20 protein-coding genes and 1 pseudogene are annotated in these 24,016 nt (G+C 63.1%); 20 read left to right on the top strand and 1 reads right to left on the bottom strand.

What is annotated here, in order from left to right; genetic code table 11:
* Nucleotides 1-117 precede the first annotated feature (117 nt).
* Nucleotides 118-1,149, bottom strand: a complete 1,032-nt coding sequence (locus NKH41_RS17845; protein WP_352541116.1) for a LacI family DNA-binding transcriptional regulator — start codon at nucleotides 1,147-1,149, stop codon at nucleotides 118-120.
* A gap of 373 nt (nucleotides 1,150-1,522) precedes the next feature.
* On the opposite strand from NKH41_RS17845, the gene NKH41_RS17840 reads away from it, so the two are divergent.
* The 20 genes and pseudogenes from NKH41_RS17840 to NKH41_RS17745 all read left to right on the top strand — a co-directional run bounded on the left by NKH41_RS17840 (nucleotide 1,523) and on the right by NKH41_RS17745 (nucleotide 23,955).
* Entirely contained in the window at nucleotides 1,523-3,136 is a 1,614-nt protein-coding gene (locus NKH41_RS17840) for an extracellular solute-binding protein (protein WP_352771393.1), read from the top strand.
* A 79-nt stretch (nucleotides 3,137-3,215) separates the two neighbouring features.
* Complete coding sequence (locus NKH41_RS17835; RefSeq protein WP_352771391.1) at nucleotides 3,216-4,076, top strand: carbohydrate ABC transporter permease; 861 nt, start codon at nucleotides 3,216-3,218, stop codon at nucleotides 4,074-4,076.
* A complete protein-coding gene (locus NKH41_RS17830) occupies nucleotides 4,073-5,032 on the top strand; it encodes a carbohydrate ABC transporter permease (RefSeq protein ID WP_352771390.1) in 960 nt (319 codons plus the stop codon). The genes NKH41_RS17835 and NKH41_RS17830 overlap by 4 nt, the downstream gene beginning before the upstream one ends.
* Complete coding sequence (locus NKH41_RS17825) at nucleotides 5,032-6,123, top strand: ABC transporter ATP-binding protein (protein WP_352771388.1); 1,092 nt, start codon at nucleotides 5,032-5,034, stop codon at nucleotides 6,121-6,123. Before NKH41_RS17830 ends, NKH41_RS17825 begins: the two co-directional genes overlap by 1 nt.
* A 4-nt stretch (nucleotides 6,124-6,127) precedes the next feature.
* Complete coding sequence (locus tag NKH41_RS17820) at nucleotides 6,128-7,189, top strand: ABC transporter ATP-binding protein (RefSeq protein WP_352771386.1); 1,062 nt, start codon at nucleotides 6,128-6,130, stop codon at nucleotides 7,187-7,189.
* 50 nt (nucleotides 7,190-7,239) lie between these two features.
* Nucleotides 7,240-8,328, top strand: a complete 1,089-nt coding sequence (locus tag NKH41_RS17815; protein ID WP_352771404.1) for a Gfo/Idh/MocA family protein — start codon at nucleotides 7,240-7,242, stop codon at nucleotides 8,326-8,328.
* Between the two features lie 26 nt (nucleotides 8,329-8,354).
* On the top strand, nucleotides 8,355-9,269 hold the full coding sequence (locus NKH41_RS17810; RefSeq protein WP_352771384.1) for a sugar phosphate isomerase/epimerase family protein: 915 nt from the start codon (nucleotides 8,355-8,357) through the stop codon (nucleotides 9,267-9,269).
* A gap of 37 nt (nucleotides 9,270-9,306) precedes the next feature.
* Nucleotides 9,307-10,248 (top strand): sugar ABC transporter substrate-binding protein, encoded by a 942-nt coding sequence (locus NKH41_RS17805; protein WP_023675781.1) that lies wholly within the window; start codon nucleotides 9,307-9,309, stop codon nucleotides 10,246-10,248.
* A gap of 61 nt (nucleotides 10,249-10,309) precedes the next feature.
* The gene (locus tag NKH41_RS17800; protein WP_245274659.1) at nucleotides 10,310-11,314 is read left to right on the top strand and encodes an ABC transporter permease; all 1,005 of its coding nucleotides are present in this window, start codon (nucleotides 10,310-10,312) and stop codon (nucleotides 11,312-11,314) included.
* On the top strand, nucleotides 11,311-12,093 hold the full coding sequence (locus NKH41_RS17795) for an ATP-binding cassette domain-containing protein (RefSeq protein WP_352474248.1): 783 nt from the start codon (nucleotides 11,311-11,313) through the stop codon (nucleotides 12,091-12,093). The genes NKH41_RS17800 and NKH41_RS17795 overlap by 4 nt, the downstream gene beginning before the upstream one ends.
* A gap of 34 nt (nucleotides 12,094-12,127) precedes the next feature.
* Nucleotides 12,128-13,309 (top strand): aldose 1-epimerase family protein, encoded by a 1,182-nt coding sequence (locus NKH41_RS17790; RefSeq protein WP_352503653.1) that lies wholly within the window; start codon nucleotides 12,128-12,130, stop codon nucleotides 13,307-13,309.
* Between the two features lie 91 nt (nucleotides 13,310-13,400).
* A complete protein-coding gene (locus tag NKH41_RS17785) occupies nucleotides 13,401-14,489 on the top strand; it encodes a fatty acid desaturase family protein (RefSeq protein WP_352771382.1) in 1,089 nt (362 codons plus the stop codon).
* Nucleotides 14,490-14,533: 44 nt separating this feature from the next.
* Nucleotides 14,534-14,848, top strand: a complete 315-nt coding sequence (locus NKH41_RS17780; RefSeq protein ID WP_023675786.1) for a MocE family 2Fe-2S type ferredoxin — start codon at nucleotides 14,534-14,536, stop codon at nucleotides 14,846-14,848.
* 37 nt (nucleotides 14,849-14,885) lie between these two features.
* Complete coding sequence (locus NKH41_RS17775) at nucleotides 14,886-15,686, top strand: 3-methyl-2-oxobutanoate hydroxymethyltransferase (protein ID WP_023675787.1); 801 nt, start codon at nucleotides 14,886-14,888, stop codon at nucleotides 15,684-15,686.
* Nucleotides 15,687-15,912: 226 nt separating this feature from the next.
* A pseudogene (locus NKH41_RS17770) lies at nucleotides 15,913-16,695 on the top strand (MFS transporter); the annotation flags it as partial.
* 298 nt (nucleotides 16,696-16,993) lie between these two features.
* Nucleotides 16,994-17,980: an ABC transporter permease gene (locus tag NKH41_RS17765; RefSeq protein ID WP_352452739.1), complete on the top strand. Its 987-nt coding sequence runs from the start codon at nucleotides 16,994-16,996 to the stop codon at nucleotides 17,978-17,980.
* A gap of 57 nt (nucleotides 17,981-18,037) precedes the next feature.
* Nucleotides 18,038-19,063: a sugar ABC transporter substrate-binding protein gene (locus NKH41_RS17760; protein ID WP_352771380.1), complete on the top strand. Its 1,026-nt coding sequence runs from the start codon at nucleotides 18,038-18,040 to the stop codon at nucleotides 19,061-19,063.
* Between the two features lie 217 nt (nucleotides 19,064-19,280).
* Nucleotides 19,281-21,404 carry an ABC transporter permease gene (locus NKH41_RS17755; protein ID WP_352771379.1) on the top strand — a complete coding sequence of 708 codons (2,124 nt, stop codon included), beginning with the start codon at nucleotides 19,281-19,283 and terminating at the stop codon, nucleotides 21,402-21,404.
* The gene (locus NKH41_RS17750) at nucleotides 21,401-22,459 is read left to right on the top strand and encodes a hypothetical protein (RefSeq protein ID WP_352771377.1); all 1,059 of its coding nucleotides are present in this window, start codon (nucleotides 21,401-21,403) and stop codon (nucleotides 22,457-22,459) included. The genes NKH41_RS17755 and NKH41_RS17750 overlap by 4 nt, the downstream gene beginning before the upstream one ends.
* Nucleotides 22,459-23,955: a sugar ABC transporter ATP-binding protein gene (locus tag NKH41_RS17745; protein ID WP_352771376.1), complete on the top strand. Its 1,497-nt coding sequence runs from the start codon at nucleotides 22,459-22,461 to the stop codon at nucleotides 23,953-23,955. Before NKH41_RS17750 ends, NKH41_RS17745 begins: the two co-directional genes overlap by 1 nt.
* The last annotated feature ends 61 nt before the right edge of the window (nucleotides 23,956-24,016 follow it).

The raw sequence follows: 24,016 nt of genomic DNA, 5'->3' as shown, positions 1-24,016 counted from the left end.
TTTAATTTTGCAGGTCTGAGCCTGATCGAAGATTCTCGGTCGGACCCTTGATCTGGCCGCCAAAATCTCGCCCGAGCGATTATGAATTTGTGACGCACCCGTGCTTCTTCACCTGGTTCAGATCTCCGGGATGCTTTCCCTGAAGATCACTTGCAGCCGTGGCTGGTGCAGTTCGTAAGGCAAGCCCCTGACCGCATGGGTCAAGGTGTTGAGCGCCTCGCGGGCCTCTACGCGCGGGTTCTGGTCGATGACCGCGTCCAGCGTGCCGTCGAGCAGAAGCTCCTTGGTGCCTTCCGTCACCTCATGGCCGAGAAAGACCGTCGACAGCGCGCGCCCGCGCTCCTTGAGTGCGCGGGCGATGCCGGTGTTGCCGGCGCCGACATTGTAGATGGCGGCCAGGTCCGGGTGCCGGTCCAGCAGGGCGGAGGCCTCCGAATAGGCCTTCTCCCGGTCGTCGAGCATCTCGCGCATCTCGACGATCTGCAGATTGGGCGATTCTTCCGCCAGTATGTGGCGGAAGCCCATCTCGCGCTCTTCGTGGCCGCGGTAGGAGAGCGAACCGGCGAACAGCGCGACCTTGCCCGGACGCCCTGCGCCCATGAAGCGGTTGAGCAGGTAGCCGGCGAGCCGGCCGGCGGCGCGGTTGTCGATGCCGATATAGGCAACCCTCGGCACATGCAGGATGTCGGAAGCGATGGTGACGACCCTGACGCCGCTGGTCGAAAGCGAGCGGATCGCCTCGCGGACCGTCGGATGGTCGAGTGCGATCACACCGACGCCCTGCGTCTGCCCGTGCAGTTCCTGCAGCAGACGCGCAAGCCGGTCCGGATTGAAACCTTCGATAGTAGCGACACGGACGTCGAGGTCGGGCCGCGCCTGCGCCTGCGCCTCGATCTGGCGGTGCAGCATCTTGATGAAGGAATTGGTGCCGGCGGGCAGGGCGAAATCCAGCCGTATGACCTCGCCAGTAACCGCGTTGAGCGAGCTCGGATTATTCGAATTTTCAGCGATATAGCCAAGCCGCTGTGCCGTTTCGAGCACGACCTCACGGGTGCGCGCCCTGACCCCGGCGCGGTTGTTGAGCACACGGTCGACCGTGGCGGCCGAAACGCCGGCCTCCCGGGCTATGTCTGTCAGGGTGGACCGCACTGTCGATCACCTCATTCCAAAACGCGCCAGGGGCGCATCGAGATCACGCATTTCATGGGTCCACCGTCGGAGAGCGGCTTCATCGCCGTCCGCGATTCTGATGGGAAATGATGTAACCGGCCTTGGCCGATGCGCAAGCCGTTGCGCTACACCAGAGTGCCCAAGCAGACCAAAGCGGGGAGGTGGGCAGCCGGGCTCCCTCAAATTCAAGCACCGGCTTCAGTATGAGAGCCTTTACAAACGCCATTCTTCCCCTCCCGTGAGATGTTATGATGTATTTTGATTATTTATGATGTTGACAGGCTTCGTATAGTGCCGTCAATATCCATCATAAGGGCCGTGGAGGAAACAAGGCCCTGAGGGAGGAGTTCCAATGTCGAATTTGATCCGCGTGTCGCGGCGCCGTTTGCTGGCGTCCGGTGGAAAGGCGGCAGTCCTTGTTGCCGCCGCAGGTATTGCACCGAAATTCATTCGCCCGAGCCGTGCCTATGCGGCCGATGCCCTGGCGCCCGGCATGATCGGCGGCCCGACGGGTTTCGACGGTTCGGAGCGCTATCAATATGGTGCCGATACGCCGGAGGGCCGCGCCATCGAGGCGGCCAAGGCGATGAAGGGCGCCGGCAAGGCGCCGGCCAAGATCGTACTTGGCCTGTCCGACGGCTCGATCGGCCAGTTGACCCAGCCGTTTCCGGCCGGCGCGCCGTCGATCAAGGATCTCTGGGAGAAGGAAACCGGCATTCCGTTGGAAATCGTCGGTGTGCCAAACGGCCAGGAATTCACCAAGACGATGCAGGACATCTCCACCAAGGGTGGGGCGTATGACATCTACGCGGTCGAATGGAACCGTCTTGGCGACCTTGCCGAAACCGGCGGCATCCTCAAGCTCGACGACTTCGTCGCGCAATACAAGCCGGAATGGGACGATCCCGAGCGCGGCTATGTCGACGGCGCCAAGGGCGTCTCGCTGCTCAACCAGTATCGCGGCTCGACCTACGGCGTGTCGCTGGATGGCGATTTCCAGACCTGGGTCTACCGCACCGATCTGTTCGGCGACGCAGCCGAGAAGAAGGCTTTCTCCGACAAATACGGCTATGAACTGGCGGCGCCGAAGACCTGGAAGCAGCATGACGAGATCGCGGCTTTCTTCCAGCGCCCGGACAAGGGCCTGTTCGGCTCGACCGATCTGCGCAACCAGGGCTGGGGCTACACCAACTGGTATCAGCGTTATGTCTCAATGGCTTCGCCCAATCAGTTCTTGTTCGACGATACCGGTAAGCCGCTGATCAATTCGGAGCAAGGTATCGCGGCGACCAGCGAGTACATCGCGTCGCTTTCGCACCATTCGCCGGATGCGATCTCCTGGGGCTGGCCGGAGCAGTACGGCAATTTCGCCAAGGGCGGCGCGGCCATGACCTGTGCCTTCTCCAATCTGCCGAAATTCCTCGACAATGCCGGCAACAAGGATTCAGCTGTCACCGGCAAGATCGGCTCGATGCTGCCGCCCGGCCGCGAAATCGACGGCAAGCTGGTCAGCCGGTCGGTGCTGTGGCTCAATCTGTCGGCGTCGGTGTCCTCGCAAGCCAAGAATCCGGAGGCCTGCTACCTGTTCCTGCAGTGGCTGGGCTCAAGCCGCATCTACGCCTGGATGACTGCCAATCCGGGCGGCTACTTCGATCCGTTCCGGCTATCGGATTTCTCGGATCCGCTGGTTCGCCAGACCTACCACGCCTACCACATGGACGTGGTGCGCGAGACGGTCGCCCGCACCGTGCCCACCATCAACTATCCCGGCGCCACCGCCTTCCACAACGCGCTGGACGAGAACCTCGTCGCCGCGCTGACCAAGGCCAAGACAGCCGAGCAGGCGATGGCCGACACCGAGGCCGAGTGGAAGAAGATTGCCCGCCGCACCGGCGAGGAGAAGCTTCTCGAAGCGATCAAGACCAACAAGGAGGCCTGGCCGACCGTCCTCGATCCGATCGCCTGATCCTTCCAAGGATCCTACCAAGAAGGGGAGGAGCGGTCGCTCTTCCCCTCGGCAACGAAGGACCCAGCAAAGCCGCAAGATGAAGCGTTCAGTTCCTTTCGAGATATTCCGCTATGCCGCGATCCTTGCGGCGATGGCGGTGACGCTGGTGCCGATCCTGTGGATGGTGTCGATGGCGTTCAAGCCGATCGCCGAATGGTCGGCGACCGGCGCCGACCTGACATGGTGGCCGAAGAACCCGACACTCAGCAATTTCCGCTTCGTCTTCGGTGAGTCGACCAACAATATGATCGTCGCCCTCGACCGCACAGCTTTGAAGCCGATCCTGTCGTCGCTGCTGTCGGCCACATTCGGTACGGCAATCGCCATGTCGGCGGGCACCGCGGCGGCCTACGGTCTGTCGCGCTTCGGCTCGGGCCAGAACCTGCCGCTGGCGCTGATCCAGCTTCGCCTGTTTCCGCCGATGGCGGTCATGACCCCGGTGATGATCATGTGGGCCTTCCTCAACTTCACCGACAGCTGGTGGGGGCTGTCGTTGATCTACGGCATCGTCACGCTGCCTTTCGCCTTCTGGCTGATGAAGACCTTCTTCGACGACATGCCGCGCGAGATCGAGGAGGCGGCGCTGGTCGAGGGCTGCTCGCGGTGGCGCGTCTTCACGCGCATCACGCTGCCGATGATGCGCGCGCCGCTGGCCAGTGCCGCGCTGTTCGTCTTCATTCTCAACTGGTCGGACTATCTGATTGCGCTGCTTCTGACGACGCGCGAATGGGTGACGGTCCCTGTCTACATGGCCTCGCTGTCCTCCTCGATGACCGGCCAACTCTACGGCGCCAAGGCGGCGCTCGGCCTGATAGCCGCAGTGCCGCCTGTCATCATGGGCATCGCCATCCAGCGCCATCTGGTGCGCGGGCTGACCTTCGGGGCGCTCAAGCAATGAGCACGGTGACTGCGACGATTTCGGAGGGCGACATGCAAGCCTCCAAAGCGGCGTCGGTGCTGCCGGACGAGGGCGCAAAGCTCGGATTCCGGCTGACGCTGCCGGCGCAGATCCTGGTGCTGTTCATCGCCGTCTTCCCGCTCCTGATGCAGCTATACATCAGCCTGACCGACTGGTCGCCGCTGTCGGGCACCGGCTGGTGGAACGCCTGGTCGATGTGGAACAGTTTCGCCAACTACACCGACCTTGCCGCCGATGCGCGCTTCTGGAGCGCGCTGAAGCGCACGGCCATCGTCATGATCGTCTGCGTGCCGGCGGAGTTCCTGCTCGGCTTGGCGCTCGCGACACTGTTTGCCGACGAGTTCCCCGGCAAGCGGATCTTCTACTCGATCCTCTTGATGCCGATGATGGTGGTGCCGGCGGTGGCCGGCTACATGTTCTTCATGCTGTTTCAGTCGGGCGGCCCGGTCAACGACATCCTGTCGGCGATCTCAGGCTTTCCCGTCACCATCGCCTGGCTGTCGGACCCGACGCTGGCGCTCATCGCCGTCATGGTCGCCGATATCTGGCAGTGGACGCCGCTGATGTTCCTGATCCTGCTTGCCGGCCTGGTCGGCGTGCCTGAGGACCAGATCAAGGCGGCGACGCTGCTCGGTGCCAACCCTTGGCAGCGATTCATCACCATCGTGCTGCCGAAGATGAAGACGATCATCATCATCGCGCTGGCGATCAGGGTGATCGAGAACTTCAAGATCTTCGACACGCTCTACATCATGACCGGCGGCGGTCCTGGCGTCGCTACCGAAACCATCTCCGTTTACATCTACAAGCTCACCACCCAGGACCTGATCTGGGGCTATGTGGCGGCAATCGCGCTGGCCATATTGATCGTGCTGTCCATCGCCGCGGTGTTTGCCATGAAACGCATGGCTCGGGTACGCGAGGTGGCGGCCTGATGAGCACCATCCATCTGCAGAACCTGGTCAAGAAATTTGGCGATTTCACCGCGCTGAAGACGATGGATCTGGCCATTGCCGATGGCGAGTTCATGGCGCTGCTGGGGCCGTCCGGCTGCGGCAAGTCGACGACGATGAACATGATCGCCGGCATGGAAGAGCCGACCAGCGGCAAGATCCTGTTCGGCGAGCGCGACATGGCCGGCGTGCCGATGGGGCGGCGCGGCGTCGGCTTCGTCTTCCAGAACTATGCGATCTTCACTCATATGAGCGTGCGGCAGAACCTCGCCTACGGGCCGAAAATGCGCGGCGCACCAAAGGCCGAGATCGGCCGCCGTGTCGGCGCCATTGCCGAGATGCTGCAACTGACGCCGCTGCTCGACCGCAAGGCGGACAGGCTGTCGGTCAACATATTGCAGCGAGTGGCGATCGGCCGTTCGGCGATCATGGAGCCGGCGATCTTCCTGCTCGACGAGCCGCTTTCCAATGTCGATGCCGCATTCCGGGCGGTGATGCGGACCGAACTGAAGCAGTTGCAGCGGCAGTTCCGGCAGACCATGGTCTACGTCACCCACGACCAGCTCGAAGCGATGACCATGGCCGACCGCATCGCGGTGATGGACCATGGCGTGCTGCAGCAAGTCGGCACGCCGCTGGAAGTCTACAACGATCCGGCCAATGTCTTCGTCGCCCGCTTCATCGGCGCGCCGGGCATGAACCTGCTCAAGGGCTGGCCGGCGGAAAGCGACCGTGGCCTGGTCGTCGATCTCGGCCCGCTCGGCGTGACACCGCCGCTGCCGGTCGAGATCGCCGATGCCGTACGCAGGATGCGCGGCGAGGTGTTTTATGGCTTTCGACCGGAGCAGGTGACGCTGGCTGAAGACGGCCGTGGCCTGTCCATGCCGGTGAGTTTCGTCGAGCGGATCGGCGCGCGCACCATCATCCACCTTGGCGACGGCGAGACTGCGGTGAAGGCGGTGTTCGACAATGATGTCGGGCTGGCGATCGGGCAGACAACCGTCGTCGCACCTGCGGTGGAGGCGGTGCGCGTCTTCGACGCCGTCACCGGCCTCGCCTTGAGAGCGGGCTGAGACCATGGCCGATATCGCCTTCCGCAATGTGACCAAACGCTACGGCAACACGCTCGCCGTCGACGACGCCTCGTTCACTGTCAACGACAATGAGTTCTTCTGCTTCTTCGGGCCGCCGCTGTCGGGCAAGTCGACGATACTGCGTCTGGTGCTCGGGCTGGAAACCCCGGACGCGGGCGAGATCCTGATCGGCGGAAAGCCGGTCAACACGGTGTCGCCGGCCGAGCGCAACGTCGCCATGGTGTTCCAGAATTTGGCGCTGTTTCCGCATATGAGCGCGCGCGCCAACATCCGCTTTCCGCTGGTCGAACGCCGGGTCGCCGAAGCCGAGATCGAAAAGCGCGTCGCCGACGTCGCGGCCAAGCTGCATATCGGCCATATCCTGCACAAGCCGCCGGCACAGCTTTCAGGCGGCGAGCGGCAGCGCGTGGCGATCGCCCGTGCGCTGGTGCGCGACCCGGCCGCCTATCTGATGGACGACCCGATTTCGGCGCTCGACGCCCGGCTGCGCGAGGAAACGCGGGTCGAGCTGAAGCGCATCCAGCGCGAGCTCGGCAAGACGCTGATCTATGTCACGCACGACCAGGAAGAAGCGATGTCGGTCGCCGACCGAATGGCCATTCTGGAGAACGGCAAGATCAGGCAGATCGGCGCGCCGGCCGAGATCTATGACCGGCCGGCCAGCACCTATGTGGCGCGGCTGCTCGGGTCGCCGATGATGAACATATTGAAGTCGGTGCACGGCGCGGAAGGCGTAGAGGCGGCGGAAGGCACAGTCCGCATCGCGGATGCCGGCGCCCCGGCCGATGCCGTGGAAATTGGACTCAGGCCGGAAGACATCAAGGTCAAGGCCTGGTCGGAGGGGGGCGCGGGCCGCCCGGCGCGAGTGTTCGAGGTCGAGCCGCTCGGCGGCTACACCGTTGTGACGCTCGCCGCCGGGCAGGCGCGTCTGCGGGCGCTGTTGCGCGGCCAGCCAGACATCAGGCCGGACGCGATGGTGGCGATATCCTGCGAGCCGGGCAGGGTGCATTATTTCGGACAGAGCGGGGGAGCGCTGGCACGATGACGGCGGCGGCAAGGAACGAGCTTCGGGAGGAACATATGGCAAGCCAAGAAATGGTGGGCAACGGCTTCGAGCCGGACGTTGAAGTCCGTACCAGGGAATACAGGATCGGCTGCGTCGGCGCCGGCATGATCATGGCCGAATGTCACCTTGCCGCCTATAAGGAAGCCGGTTTCCCCGTGGTGGCGATTGCCTCGCGGACCAAGGCCAGCGCCGAGAAGGTCGCCAAACGCTGGGATATCCCAACCGTCCACGACACGCCGGAACAGCTCATCGAGGACAAGAACGTCGAGATCATCGACCTTGCCTTTCCGCCCGACCAGCAGCCGGCGCTGATCCGCCATGCGCTGAAGCAAGCACATATCAAGGCGATCCTGGCGCAGAAGCCATTGGCGCTGTCCCTTGAAGAGGCCGTCAAACTCCGCGACGAGGCGGCCAAGGCAGGCAAGATCCTCTCGGTCAACCAGAACATGCGTTACGACCAGTCGATGCGCGTCTTGAAGCAGATCATCGACAGCGGCGCGCTCGGCGACATCGTTTTCGCCCAGATCGACATGCATGCGATCCCGCACTGGCAGAGCTTCCTCGAGGACTATGACCGGCTGACGCTCGCCAATATGAGCGTCCACCATCTCGACGTATTGCGCTTCCTGTTCGGCGATCCCCTGGAGATCACCACCCTGACCCGCAAGGACCCGCGCACCCGCTTCGACCATTCGGACGGCATCACCGTGTCGACGATCAAGTTCCCGTCCGGCGTGCTCGCCGTATCGCTGGAGGATGTCTGGTCCGGGCCGCGCCAGGAGGGCTACAAGGACGACCAGCACATCAATTGGCGCGTCGACGGCACCAAGGGCGTCGCCAAGGGTACCATCGGCTGGCCGACTGGCGCTGCCTCGACGCTGACCTATGCCTCGACCGAGACCACCGGTGGTGAATGGGTGACACCCAGCTGGGACACGATGTGGTTCCCGCATGCTTTTATCGGCGTCATGGAGCAGCTCCAGCACGCGGTCAAGACGGGCGAGCCGCCGGCGCTGTCGGTCGCCGACAACGTCAAGACTATGGCGCTGGTCGAAGCCGGCTATCGTTCGATCGACAAGGGCCGGACAGTCAAACTTTCCGAAATATCAACTGACTGAATCACTTACAGGGAGGACTTCACACCATGATGCAGGCAGGTATTTTCACGGGTTATTTCCCGTATTGCCTCAAGGAGACCGCGCAGAAGATCCGTGCGCTCGATTTCAACACCGTGCAGCTCGACCTGCATTTCAGGGATATCGACCTTTCCGCCGGACAGATCACCAAGGACAAGGCCAAGACTGTCCGCGATACGTTCCGCGACCACAATCTGCCGATCTGCTGCGTATCGGGCTACACCAACATCATCCATCCGGATATGGGCGAGCGCGAGAGGCGCGTCGGCTATTTGAAGGAGATCATCCGCAACGCACGCCATTTCGGCACCCCTTACGTGATCTCGGAAACCGGTACCTACAACACCGAGTCCGACTGGGTGCATCACCCGAAGAACAAGACCGAGGAAGGTTTTGAGGAATGCCGCAAGGTCATCGCCGACCTTGCCCAGACCGCCTATGACCACGGCGCGGTCTTCCTGCTCGAGACCTATGTCAACAATGTCGTCGGCTCGGTCGAGGAGACGGTGAGGATGTTCGCGCAGGTCGACCACCCAGGCCTCGGCCTGCTGATGGACCCGACCAACTATTTCGAAACGCACAACATCGACAGGATGGACCAGATCCTGAACCAGGTGTTCGACACGCTGACCGACAAGATCAAGATAGCCCACGCCAAGGACGTCAAACGCTCCGGCGGCGACAAGTCGGAGAAGCACGCCGACATCGGCGACGAGGACGCGCTGGAGAGCCACACTTTCCGCGGCGTCGGCGAGATCGAGCTGCCGGCGCCCGGTCTCGGTTCGCTGAACTACGACCTCTATCTCAAGCGGCTGGCCGAAAAGCACCCGAACATCCCGGTCATCATCGAGCATCTTTCGGAAGACGACGTGCCGCGCGCCAAGAAATTCCTCGACGGGAAATTCCGCGCCAACGGACTGTGATGGCGCGGTTCGGCTACGAAACAAGGGAGGAAGAGAAATGTTGAAATTCGCGTTGAAAATCGCTGCCGCGGCGACCGTTCTCGCCGGTGTGGCGCTGGGTACGCCGGCGCTGGCGCAGGACGCTCAGAAGACGTTCTACCTGCTGTCGCATGGCGGCCCGTCGGATGCCTTCTGGATCGACTGGAATGCCGGCGCCACCAAGGCCTGCGACCAGCTCAAGGTGACCTGCAAGATCTCGTTCAGCGGTGGCGACATGGCGGCGCAGAAGGAGGCCTTCAACTCGGCACTCGCCGCCAAGCCGGACGGCATCGCCACGACCTCGGCGCAGCCCGGCCTGTGGACCGAGGAGGTCAAGGCAGCCAAGGCGGCCGGTATCCCGATCGTGTTCTTCAACACCGACGATCCGGCAACCGGCCGGCAGGCATATGTCGGCGCCGATCTCAAGGAGGCCGGTGTCATCTGGGCGAAATATCTGGTCGACCACAAGATGGTGAAGCAGGGCGACAAGGTGTTCCTGCCGGTCGAAGTGCCGGGCGCCAGCTACCAGCAGCTCGAGACCGAAGGCATCGCCAGCGTCTTCGATCCGCTCGGCATCAAATATGATGTGGTCGATTGCGGCACCGATCCGGCCGGCATCATCGCCAAGATGACCGACTACATGGTCGCCAACAACCCGCCGGCGATCATCGCGCTCGGCGATTCCGTCGCGGCCAGCGTCAAGCGGGTGTTCGACGGCGCCGGCGTGCCGGCCGGCAAAATCCCGGTCGTCGGCTGGGGCAATTCGAAGGAAACGGCCGAGTCAGTGAAGTCCGGCTTCATCAACGCGGCTGCCTGGCAGTTCCCGTCAGCGCAGGGCTTCATGCCGGTGGCGCTGCTCGGGTTGGCCGCCGCTGGCGAACCGATCGGCTACGACATCCACACGTTCAGCCTCTACGACGCGTCGAGCGTCGAACCGATCCTGAAACTCTACAACAAGTGATTGGAACTGACGCTCGCCGCGCAGGCGGCGGGCGTCACCCTGAGATATGGTCGAAACAGTCATGACAATTGCCGCAGAAGAGGAAATGCCGCGTGCCAAACGCAGGTCGAGCCTGATGCGCTCGCCACAGTTCTCTTCGCTCGTCATCCTGATTGTCCTGCTGGCGGTGTTCGCGATCGCCGACGCCAATTTCCTGTCGCCGCTCAACATCTCCAACATGATGGCGTTCCTGCCCGAGCTCGGCATCATCGCCCTCGGCATGACGCTGCTTCTGACGGCGGGCGAGTTCGACCTTTCGGTCGGTGCCGTGTTCGGGCTAGCGCCGGTCGTGGTCATGCTGCTGGTGCAGAACGGCGGCTTTGATATTGGCGTCGCGCTGTTGGCCGGCCTGCTGCTCTGCATAGCGATCGGTGCGATCAACGGCCTGATCGTCACCAAGATCGGCATCTCGTCCTTCCTGGTGACACTGTCGATGTTGCTCGTCGTGCGTGGGGCAGCGCTTTACATCACCCAAGGCTTTCCGCTGAAATCCTGGAACCAGCCAGGCTTCTTCGTGACGCTGCTGGCCGGCAGCTTCAATATCGGAACGTTCCGTTTCTATACCTCGCTGTGGTGGTTCATCGGCCTGTCGCTACTGGCGATCTATGTGCTGCACTACGCCAAGCTCGGCAACTGGATCAGCGCTATCGGCTCGAACCGTAACGCCGCCGTAGCGCGCGGCGTGCCGGCCGATGCGGTCAAGATCTGGCTGTTCATCCTCACCTCGGTGCTGGCCGGTCTCGCCGGCATGATCAGCGCCTTCCGCATCTCTGCCGCCTCGCCGGTGGCCGGCACCGGCTACGAGCTCGAAGTGATCGCCATGGTGGTGGTTGGCGGCACCGCGCTGACCGGTGGACGCGGCACCATTTTAGGCACCATCGTCGGCGCGCTGATGCTGCGCAGCATCCGCAACGGCATCGTGCTGATCGGCGTGCCTGGGCTCGCCTACAACATCTTCGTCGGCGTCATCATCCTTGCCATGCTCATCCTGCACGCTTTGCTGCAGAAGAACGCCGCCAGGAGCTGATCATGGAAGTGCTTCGGCTGCAGAATTTGCAAAAATCCTTCGGCAGCGTCCGCGCCCTGAAGAACGCGTCCTTCGCGCTCAACGAGGGCGAAGTGGTGGCCTTGCTCGGTGACAACGGCGCCGGCAAATCGACGCTGATCAAGGCGATCTCGGGCGTGTTTCCGGTCGATCGCGGCGAGATCTATGTGCGCGGCCAGAAGGTCTCCATCCGCTCGACGCGCGACGCGATGGATCTCGGCATCGAGACCATCCACCAGGACACCTCGCTGGCGCCCGACCTCAGCATCGCGCGCAATCTTTTCCTCGGCCGCGAGCCGGTCAATCTCAAATGGCTGGGCGTGTTCGCGCCGCTCGACCTTGCCAAATTGCGCGATGCCGCCTCGGCGCTTTTGAAGCGCGTCGGCATCTCGAAGAAACTCGACGCCGATGCACTGGTCAGCACATTGTCGGGCGGCGAGCGCCAATCGATCGCCATTTCGCGTGCCATGCAATTTGCCGCCAAGGTCATCATCCTCGACGAGCCGACCAACAATCTCGGCGTCGAGGAAACGCACGGCGTGCTGCGCTTCGTCAAGGAAGTGCGTGACGCCGGTCACTCGGTGCTTTTGATCACCCACAACATCCATCACGTCTTCCAGGTCGCCGATCGCATCATCGTCATGCGCCGCGGCGAGATCGTCGCCGAGCAGACGGTCGCCGATACCGATCTGCTGACCGTGGAAAGCATCATCACCGGTGCCGACATGTCGGCCCTGCTCAAGGAGACGAGAGCGAAGTGAAGGACGGGAGCAAAGTGAAAGAACTGGCCGTCACATGGTAGAGCTTTACGGCAAGACGCTGTCGCGCCGGCAGGTCTCGGAACGCTCGGGCATGCTGTCGCAGTTCGCCGGCGTGCGGCTGATGACGCTTGGCGACGGCGTCGAGCGCGGCATCCGCATGCTCGAATTCCGCACCGGCTCCGGCCTGCGCTTCACCGCGCTGGTCGACCGGGCGCTCGATATCGCCGATTGCGACTTCAGGGGCCAGGCGATCGGCTGGCACTCACCGAGCGGTTTTCGCCATCCCGGCCTGCACGAATATGAAGGCGAGGAGGGATTGGCGTGGGCGCGGTCGTTTTCCGGCCTTCTGCTGACCTGCGGCCTCGACCATATATTGTTCATGAACGAAGTACCGGCCGATACCTACAACTACCCGCCGAAGAAGACGGTGCGCCATTCGCTGCACGGCCGTGTCAGCACCATTCCGGCGCGGCTGACCGGCTATGGCGAGACCTGGGACGGCGACCGCTGCGTGTTGTGGGCCGAAGGCATCGTCCAGCAATCGACTGTATTCGGCGAGGATCTGCACCTGCTGCGGCGGATCGAGGCCGATGTCGGCGGCAACGAGATCCGGCTTTCGGACCGTGTCGTCAATCACGGTTTCAACCGTACGCCGCATATGTATTTCTACCACATCAATGTCAGTCATCCGGTGCTCGACGAGGGATCGCGCTACCTGGCGCCGATCCGCGACGTCGTCTGGGCCGGGCATGCCGGCGAGCGCTATGAAGCGCAGAAGGTCGGCTACCGCACGGTGCCGGCGCCGCAACCGGGATTCAAGGAACAGGTCTGGCAGCATGAACTCGGCGCCGACAGCACCGGCGAAGTCCCGGTGGCGGTGGTCAACGACAGGCTCGGCCTTGGCTTCGAGGTGGTCACGCGCAAGGACCAGTTGCCTTGCGCCTATCAATGGCAGAATTTCCAGGCCGGGCAGTACGCGCTGGGCATCGAGCCGTCGACGCATCATGTGCTGGGCAATCTGGCGGCGCGCGAACGCGGCGAGATGATCTGGCTGGAGCATGGCGAGAGCCGCTCCTACGATGCGGCGTTCCGGGTCCTCGACGGCGCCGGCGAGATCGCCGCCGCCGAAAGCCGGATCGCTGCAATCGCCAGGCAGCCGCAGCAGGATTATCCCCAGCCGTCGGGCCGTTTTCCTGTTCTTGGAGGCAGGTCGTGATAATGGCGAAGACGATACGGGACACCAGTTGGGAGGCTGGTTCCGGCCGGAGCGGGGAGGGTTCGCGGCCGATCGGGAATTGGAGGTCACAATGGCTGGCACGGTAAAGCGCGATTACAGCCTGGTCGGCGAAAGCACGCGCAGGGCGATCGAGACGGGACTGGCCTCGGCGGAGTGGTACCACACGGATGTCCCCCGCAAGGCGATCAAGGAGTTGATGCAGCGCTCAGACGGTCCGGCGATCCGCGACACGATCATCTGGATCGTCGCCATCCTCGGCTCCGCCGCCGGCGCCATCTATTTCTGGGGTACCTGGTGGTGCGTGCCGTTCTTCTTCGTCTACGGCGTGCTCTACGGCTCGTCCAGCGACTCGCGCTGGCACGAATGCGGCCACGGCACTGCCTTCCGCACGCGCTGGATGAACGATGTCGTCTACCAGATCGCCAGCTTCATGCTGATGCGCAACCCGGTGATCTGGCGCTGGAGCCATGCCCGCCACCACACCGACACCATCATCGTCGGCCGCGACGCCGAGATCGCCGTGATGCGCCCGCCGGACCTTTTGCGTGCGGCGCTGGCTTTCACCGGCATCCTCGATTTTCGCTATTCGCTTCCGGCACTGGTACGCCAGGCGTTCGGCAAGCTGACGCCCGACGAGAAAAGCTACGTTCCCGAGATGGAACAGCACAAGGCCGTCATCGCGGCGCGCTGGCATATTGCCATCTACATCGCCACAATAGCACTCGCCCTTTTCATGCAGTCGTGGGTGCCGGTGGTGCTCATCGGCGTGCCGCGCCTTTACGGCACCTGGCACATGGTGATGACCGGCCTGCTGCAGCACATCGGTCTGGCCGACAACGTCGTCGATCACCGGCTCAACACCCGTACCGTGTACATGAACCCGATCAGCCGGTTCATCTACTGGAACATGAACTACCACGTCGAGCACCACATGTTTCCGATGGTGCCCTATCACGCGCTGCCCAGGCTGCATGAATTGATCAAGCACGATCTGCCGGGGCCGAACCCGTCGATATGGCATGCCTATCGCGAGGTCTGGCCTGTCCTGCTCAGGCAGCTCAAATACGAGGATTATTTCCTCAAGCGCGAACTGCCGCCAACCGCACGGCCCTATCGTGGCGAATTCCACGAGGTGAACATGTCGGCAGCGGCTGAGTAGGTACTGCGCACAAGCGCAACGCAGAAATTTCAGGAGAGATAGAGATGGCCGATTGGGTCGAAGCGTGCGCCGTGGACGATGTCGAAGAGGAAGATGTCATCCGCTTCGACCATGGCGGCCGCACCTTCGCGATCTACCGTTCGCCGGACGATGAATTCTTCGCCACCGATGGGTTTTGTACGCATGAGAAGGCGCATCTGGCCGATGGGCTTGTGATGGACGACATCATCGAATGCCCCAAGCACAATGGCCGCTTCAATTATAAGACCGGGCAGGCGAAGGGCGCTCCCGTTTGCGTCAATCTCGCGACCTATCCAGTCAAGGTCGAAGCTGGCAAGGTGATGATCCAGATCGCCTGACCGGCCTTCTGTCACGTAGCAAAGGGGACCAAAATCCATGAGCCGGAAAAGACCGACCGTCGCAGATCTGCGTGCCATGAAGGGCAAGCGGCAGCTGACGATGCTGCGCGTGCTGACGATGGACGAGGCCGAGGCCGCCGAACGCGCCGGCGTCGATATCGTCTCGGTGCCGCCGGAGCTGGTACTCAATCCGCAATACCGCGATGCGGCACCCAGCCTGTTCACCATGCCGGGCGAGAATTTCTTCGAAATCGGCACCGCCGATGATTTCGTCCGCTGGGCGTTCCGGCTCTACAAGGCCAGCGCCGATGCGGTCTATTGCAGCGCCGGGTACGCCACCATCAAGCGGATGGCCGACGATGCCATTCCGGTGATCGGCCATGTCGGCCTCATCCCGTCACGCGCCACCTGGACGGGCGGCTTCAAGGCTGTCGGCAAGACCGCCGATACCGCCATGCAGGTGTTCGAGGCGGTGAAGCAACTGGAGGCCGCCGGCGCGATCGGCGCCGAGATCGAGGTGGTGCCGGTCGAGGTGGCCAAGGCGATTTCGGAACGCACGTCGCTGATCATGCTGTCGATGGGAGCGGGCACCGGCTGTGACGCGCAGTATCTGTTCGCCGACGACATCCTCGGCCAGAACCGTGGCCACATGCCGCGCCATTCCAAGGTCTATCGCAATTTCGCCGCCGAATACGATCGCCTGCAGGCCGAACGAATCGCTGCCTTCTCCGAATATGTCGCCGATGTGAACAGCCTGGCCTATCCCGAAGACAGGCACGTCGTGCACATGGACCCGGACCAGCTCAGCCTGTTCCTGGAGAAGATCGAAGCCGCATAAGACGCCCCGGCAGCGGCACAAAGCATCATCGCGGATCGTGAAAGGCCGGTTCGGCGCCAGGGCCGGGTCATCGCATGGCCGGCTGCGATGCCACACGAAAGTTTGTTGAACCAGGTCTGGACGGCACCGGCCAGATACTGTTGAAACCGGTGGGTCATCGGTTTGCCGGATAATTGTGCGGTTGCCGATGGAGCGGGTGAAAATTCCCCTTCGGGCAGTTCTGTGCATGACCGCCATTCCCGAAAACAAAGCCTTGCCCGAAACCGCGCCGGCGGCGCGGCAAGCCCGGCGGGTGGCGCTGATCGTCGCCGTCGCCTTCTTCATGCAGCTTCTGGATTCGACCATCATCTCGACATCGCTGCCGCAGATGGGAGAATCCTTCGGCGTGCCGGCGGTGGCGATGAGCATCGGCATCACCGTTTATATGCTGACCATGGCGGTATTCGTGCCGCTGTCCGGCTGGCTCGCCGACCGTTTTGGCGCGCGCAACATCTTCCTCGTGGCGATCGCCCTGTTCACATTGGCCTCGCTCGTTTGCGGCATCTCACAGAATCTGGCCGAGTTCGTCGCCGCACGCGCGGTTCAGGGCCTGGGCAGCGCGCTGATGACGCCGGTCGGCCGCATCCTGGTGCTGCGCAACGCGCCGAAATCCGAGCTTCTCAACGCCACGGCGCTGATCACCTGGCCGGCGCTGTTTGCGCCGGTGGTCGGGCCGGTGCTTGGCGGCTTCATCACCACCTATCTCTCCTGGCACTGGAATTTCTTCATCAACATCCCGCTTGGCGTTGCCGGTTTGGCACTGGTCGCCCGCTTCATTCCCGGCGACCGCGAAGCTGGGGCCAAGCCCCTCGACTGGCCGGGCTTCCTGCTGACCTCGGTGGGGCTCGCCGCGATGCTCTATGGCCTCGAGCGCATCGCGCATCCGGAAGAGGGTGTGTTGCCGACCGTGGCACTGCTCGGCACGGGCATTTTGGTCGGCTGGCTGGCGGTGCGGCATCTGCAACGCGCCAACCAATTGCGGATTTGACGCAGGAATCCAGCGGCAATCGCGGACATAAATTATGCCTGCTTCGCTCGTTCCGGAGCAAACCTTTGCCGGCGGTCCGATCGGCGCGATCAATTGCAAAACAGCTTGAGTTCCCGGCATTGCGCCAGCCTCGCCAATCGGTGCATCCAAGCGCGGAATTTCCTCGCAAGCCGGCCTGCAATGCGCGGATTCATTTGACGAATTGGTCTTGAGCCGATTAGCTTTCGTTCCGATGGCCGCAGAGGGAGCAGGGCGTAGCCATCGCGGGTGAAAGCGGGCAATGAACGCGACCGGCTGGCTAAACTGGAGAAGCCTGAACCAGGAGGGCATTGTCTTTGCCATCGCGGTTGTGCTGTTCATTGCCGCCGCCATCGGACTGCCTGGGTTTATCAATTCGAACAATCTCGTTGCCATCGTGCGCTCGGTCTCGGTGCTGGGCATATTGGCGCTCGGCATGGCGGTCGTCATCATCGGCAGGGGCATCGATCTCTCGGCGGTGGCGATCATGGCGATGTCGGTCGCGTGGTATCTGCAACTGCTGAATTCGGGGATGCCCGACGGGCTGGCCTTCGCCTATGTGCTCGCCGGTGTTCTCGCCATCGGGCTGTTGAACGGAATCCTGGTCGCCTACGCCGAGGTCCCGGCGATCTTCGTGACGCTGGCGACCGCGTCCTTCGTCTTCGGCTATGTGCGTTCACAATTGATCACGCAGGACGCCGTGCCGGTGCCGCCCGGCCATTGGGTCGAGCTTCTGGGCGGGCTGCGTTTCCTCGACATCCCGGTCGAGGTGTTTGTCTTCGCCGGGCTGGCTTTCGCCTTCTTCCTGTTCCTGCGCTACACCAAATGGGGCCGCTACGTCTATTTCGCCGGCGACAACCCGGTCGCGGCGCGCAATATCGGCATTCCAGTGCGCCCGATGCTGGTGCTGCGCTACGTGCTGTCGGCCCTGGTCTCGCTGGTTGCTGGCCTGCTCACCGCCGCCAGCCTGCATTCAATCAACACCCGCATCGTCAATTCCACGTTGCTCTACGACATCGTGCTGGTGGCGGTGATCGGCGGCATCGGTCTGTCGGGCGGGCGGGGCGGGGTGCGCAACGTGCTGGTGGGTGCCGCGCTGATCGGCATCCTGCTCAACGCCATGACCATCATCGACATTCCGCTGCTCTATCAGAACCTGATCAAGGCCGCGATCCTGCTGGCGGCGATCATCGTCGATGGGTTCATCAATCCGCGCGACGAGCAGACCGCGCAGCAAGGCGACATTTAGACTGACGCGAACGGTTGGGGCCGGCCGCGAACGACATACCAAACCAGAGGATGTGACATGAAAATCATCAGGACATTTATGGCTGCCGCGGCAGCGCTTGCCATCTCCGCCTTCGTGGCGCCGGGCTTCGCTGCAGAAGATCCGGGTCCGGCCGCCTATTCGCAAGCGCTCAAGGGCAAGCGTGTGATGCTGGTGCCGATGGCGATGGGCTTCGACCTGGCACAGGGCTGGGCGCATTACCTGAAGACGGAGGTCGAGGCCTGGGGCGGCGTGTTCGAGACGCGTGACCCGAACTGGGTGGTCGATGCCGGCGCGCAGGCGATAACCGACGCAATCTCGTCGGACGCCAGGCCGGACGTGCTGATCATCCATTCGCCGGACCTCAATTCCTATGCCAAGCTGATGAAGAAGGCGCAGGCGGCCGGCACCTATGTGCTTTTGGTCGACAATCCGGCGAACTTCCCGGCCGATGCCTTTGTCGGCAGCGACTGGGATCGGCTCGGCCAGCTGGAAGCCGAAGCGGCGATCAAGGGTTGTGGGCCGAACTCCTCCAAGAAGATCGGGCTGGTGCAGGGCGACCAGGCCAACTCATCGAGCCTCTACCAGTATGCCGGCATCATGAAGGTGCTGGACAAGAACCCCGACTTCAAGGTCGTGGCCAAGCCGGACTCCAACTGGGATGCGACGACCTCGCGCAATGTGACGACGACAATGCTGCAGCAGAACCCCGACATCTGCGCCATCATCGATTTCTGGGATGGTGACGCGACCGGCGCATCGGCTGCGATCCGCGATGCCAAGCTCGAGGGCAAGGTGTTCCTGGTCACCACCGGTGGCGGCGAGAAAACCGCCGACTGCGACAAGCTGCAGGACGGCACCTATGGCGCGGTGGTGATGACCGACCTTGCCCGCCAGTCGGGTGACATGAACGCCGTCATAAAATTCCTGTTGCAGAGCGGCCAGCCGGCCGGCACCTCGCACACCTACATCTACACGCTGGAGAAGGCGACGACCAAGGCCGACCTCAAGCCGGACAGCTGCTGGGATTTGAAAGCACTGCGAGCCGAACCTGCGGCCAAGTAGGCCGGCTTTCCTGAGCTTCGCGCTGCCCCTCATCCGCCTGCCGGCACCTTCTCCCCGTATAGTGACGGGGAGAAGGGATACGCTCCAACGCTGGCGACCCCCTCTCCCCGTCTCTATACGGGGAGAGGGTAAGGGTGAGGGGCAGCGCAAACCTGAGGCGATTGTTCTGCGGATAGCCCGGCCCCTTTTTCCCTTTTCTCTCGAATAGCAGCAACCGATGTCCTTTCGCGAACGCCTCCAGTCCTGGCGCTACAATCTCGTGCCCGACCATCTCGTCGGCGAGATCCTAAGCAAACGCTGGACCGACAACGCCATTCCGTTCCTGGCGCTGGTGGCGACGCTCGGTGTGTTCGGTTCAATCATTCCCGGCTTCTTCAAGCCGATGTCGCTGCAGGAATCGACCCGCCAGCTCGGCGAGTTCTCGCTGGTCGTCACCGGCATGACGGTGGTCATGCTTGGCGGCGGCATCGACCTTTCGGTCGGCTCGATCTTCGCGCTGTCCTGCTTTTCCGCCGTGTTCGTCTTCTTCATCCTCGAACAGTCGGTGTGGCTGGCGCTGGCCGCCTCGATCGTCACCGGCCTGCTGTTCGGCGCGATCAATGGCTATCTGATCGGCTATTTCCGCCTGCGCGCTTTCCTGACGACACTGGTCACCTTCATCTTCGGGCGGGCGCTGTTCGACATACTGGTCACCACCTATGCCGCCGACGTCCAGCTTTCCGATGCCACATCGGATGTGCTGGACTTCATCGGCGACGACACCTTCTGGGGCCTGTCGGTTGCGGTGTGGGCGGCGATTATCCTGGCGATTATTACGCATGTCGCGCTGACGCGCTCGCGGCCCGGCTGGCATGTGCAGGCGGTGGGCGGGTCGCGGCGATCGGCTCACAATGCCGGCATCCGCGTACGCCGCACCGTGTTCATGACTTATGTGTTCTCCGGCTTCTGCGCCTCGCTAGGCGGCTTCCTCATCGCCTGCCGGCTGAGCGGGGCAGGGCCGGGCACAGGCCTCAACCTCGAGGTCATGGCACTGACAGCGGCGGTCGTCGGCGGCGTCAGCCTGGGCGGCGGCCGCGGTTCGGTGATCAAGGGGCTGATGGGCGCAATCATCGTGCTGACGATGACCAACGGGCTGATCCGGCTGGGCTATGGCACCGGCACCAACCAGATGGTGCTGGGCATCATGCTGGCCGTCGCCGTCACCATCGACATTCGCTGGCTTAAGAACCGCCACAAGGTTCTGGACGAGGTCTATGTCGCACCGGTCTATCTGAAAATGGGCGCAACGCAGTCGGCCGCACCGGGCTCCGGCACGCCTTACGAGCTCGACAATCGGCTGTCTGGGGCTGACCATATCGGGCTCGGCGAGCTGGAAGGGCCGGAAGACGTCATCCTCGACCGCGACGACCATCTCTATTGCGGCACCAGGCATGGCGAGATCGTCCGCTTCTTCGCGCCGGACTACAAACGCTCGGAGGTCTTTGCGCATATTGGCGGCTTTCCGCTCGGCCTGGCCTTCGACAAGACAGGCAATCTGATCAGCTGCGTCGGCGCGATGGGCCTTTATTCGGTCTCGCCGGAGCGGGAGGTGAAGCGGCTTTCGGCGGAAACGTCGCGCTCCTGGACCTCGATCGTCGACGATGCGCGGCTGCGCGATCCCAATGATTGCGACATCGCGCCGGACGGCCGCATCTATTTCACCGATTCCACCAAGCGCTATGACGCGCACGACTGGGCGCTGGACTCGATCGAGAACCGCGCCACCGGGCGGCTGCTCGTCTATGACCCGAAGGACGGTTCGACCAAGACATTGCTCGACGGCTACCGTTACACCAACGGCGTCTGCATGGCGCATGACGGCAAGTCGCTGTTCTTCGCCGAGAGCTGGGCCTGCCGCGTGCACCGCTACTGGCTGGAAGGGCCGAAGGCGGGCGTTGCCGAATGCGTCATCCGCGACATGCCTGGCTACCCCGACAACATCAACCGTACCTCCGACGGCAATTACTGGATGGCCTGGCTCGGCATGCGCACGCCGAGCTTCGACCTGTCGCTGCGCCATCCCGACATGCGCAAGCGCATGACGCGCCGGCTGCCGCAGGACGAATGGCTGTTCCCCAACATCAACACCGGCGGTGTGGTAAAATTCAACGAGAAGGGTGGCATCGTCGAGGCGATGGGCGACCTGTCGGGCGCCGCGCATCCGATGGTGACTTCGATGCGCGAGCATAAGGGTTTTCTGTTCGTCGGCGGCATCCTCAACAACCGCATCGGCCGCTACCGGATTGCCGGCGCCGACCCGAACTGGACCAGCCCCGCTTCTTACTGGGGTGCCAAGCCATGATGCTGGACCCGATCCTCGACATCTTTCGCGGCAAGGCAGTGACCATCCCGCCGCTTGATGGCGCCTTCAGGCCGAACACGCTGCTGGACGATGTTGCGGCCTTCGCCGAACTGCCCGAGCCCGACAATCTGCTGGTCGCCGACGGCCGGCTGCTGGCGTCCAGCGGCAATGCCCTCTACGCGCTCGCCGCCGGTGGCGCGCCTGTTCTGGTCGAGACATTTCCGGCCGCCGTCACAGCGCTCGCGCGCTCGCCCGCCGGCGAACTGACGGTCGGGCTCGAAAGCGGCAGGCTGCTGATTGCAGGCAAGGAGGCCGCCCTGCCGGCCGAGATCCGCTGCATAGCAGCACTCGCCTACACAGAAGACGGCACGCTTTGGCTGGCCAATGGCTCGGCCGAACACGCGCCGTCGGAATGGGCCGCCGATCTGATGAAGAAGGGTGCGTCGGGTTCGCTGTGGAAGCGCGATCCGGCAGGCAGCGAATTCCGCAAGCTCGCCGGTGACATCGCCTTTCCCTATGGGCTGCATCCAACCGGCAAGGACGTGCTGGTCGGCGAGAGCTGGCGGCACCAACTCGTCCGCTTCGACGGCGCGACAGGCAGCCGCTCGACGGTGCTGGCGCATCTGCCCGGCTATCCCGCGCGGCTGTCGCCCGCCGCCGATGGCGGTGCCTGGCTGGCGCTGTTTGCGCCCCGCAACCGTCTGATCGAATTCGTGCTGCAGGAAACGCACTATCGGAACGACATGCTGGCGCAAGTGTCGCCGCAACACTGGATCGCGCCGGCGCTCGCCTCCAACCGCAGCTTCCTCGAGCCGCTGCAATGCGGCGGCATCCGCACTATGGGCATCCACAAGCCGTGGTCGCCGAGCCGCTCTTACGGGCTGGTGGTCAGGCTCGATCGGGAGATGCGGCCGCAATTCAGCCTGCACAGCCGCGCCAACGGCACGCGCCATGGCATCTGCAGCGTGGCGGAGACAGACGGTCGCCTGTTCATTGCCTCGAAAGGCGGCGATTGCCTGCTGGCCATCGATCTGACTTCAGGAGGGCATCGCTGATGGAACCGATCGTCCGCCTGGAGAACGTGACCAAGACCTATCGCGGTGTTCCCGCGGTGAAGAATGTCAGCTTCGAGCTGCGCAAGGGCGAGATCCACGCGCTGCTCGGCGAGAATGGTGCTGGAAAATCGACGCTGACCAAGATCATCGCCGGCGTTGTCGACGCGACATCGGGAACGATGTTCCACAAGGGTCAGGAGATCGCCTACGCCTCGCCGCATGCGGCACTTGAAGCCGGCATCGCCATGGTGTTCCAGGAAACCAGCCTGGTGCCGTCGATGACGGTGGCGCAGAACCTCTACCTCGGCACGGAGCGCTTTCTCAACCGGCTGCGCGGCACCTATATCTCGGCGCAGCAGTTCCTGCAGTCGCTGAATTTTCCCGTCGACCCCAATGCCATGGTGGCGACGCTGGGCGCCGCCAAGCGGCAGATGGTCGAGATCGCGCGCGCCGTCCACCACAATGCCGAGATCATCATCTTCGACGAGCCGACGGCGACGCTGACGCCAGAGGAAAAGCGGCACTTCTTCGCGCTGATCCGCCGGCTTAAGGCAAGGGGCGTGTCGATCGTCTTCATCAGCCATGCGCTCGAGGAGGCGCTTGATATCGCCGACCGCATCACCATCCTGCGCGACGGCGAGCTGGTGATCACCGACGATACCGCCGCCTTCGATCGCGACAGGATCGTCGCGGCGATGGTCGGGCGCACGCTGTCGGGGCAGCTCTACAGCCAGCGCGACGAGACCAGGCTGCGCAAGGCCGGCAAGAAGGTGCTGTCGGTGCAGGACATCTCGATGAGCAATGTCGTGCGCAACAATTCCTTCTCGATCTTCGAGGGCCAGATCACCGGCGTGTTCGGGCTGATCGGCTCGGGCCGCACCGAGACATTCAAGATCGTCTCCGGCATCTACAAGCGCGATTTCCTGCGCGGCGGCACCATCGAGCTGGACGACCGGCCGGTGCGCTATCTCGTGCCGAGCGAGGCGGTGGCGGACGGCATCGTCTATGTCACCGAAGATCGCAAGAGCGAGGGGATTTTCGAGACGATGGACGTCGCCGAGAACCTGTTCGGCGGCTTTTTGGCGGCGGGGCGGGAAAAGAGCTGGGTAATCAACGCGCAGGAGATGCGGGCGCTGTCTGCCGAATGGACCAGGACGCTGAACGTCAAGGCGATCAACGATAATGCGCGCGTGATCGAGCTTTCCGGAGGCAACCAGCAGAAGGTGGTGATCGGCAAGGGGCTGGTGCAAAAGCCGCGCATCGTCATCTTCGACGAGCCGACGCGCGGCGTCGATGTCGGCGCCATCGCCGAGATCCACCAGATCATCAACCGGCTGGCCGACGAGGGCCTGGCCGTCGTCGTCATCTCGTCCTACCTGCCGGAGATCATGAACCTGTCCGACCGCATCCTGGTCTGCCGGCAAGGCCGCATCGTCGAGGAGTTCTCGCCTGCCGAGGCGACGGAGGAGAAGATCATGTACGCTGCGGTGCATTAGGTTCCCGGGCGCGGAAGGTTGACATTTGGACGGTTTTTGCGCCGGCGGATCGTACACTTTG

The organism is Mesorhizobium sp. M1169 (genome assembly GCF_040318345.1).
GTDB lineage: Bacteria > Pseudomonadota > Alphaproteobacteria > Rhizobiales > Rhizobiaceae > Mesorhizobium.
This window is presented reverse-complemented; position numbering and strand designations above follow the sequence as displayed.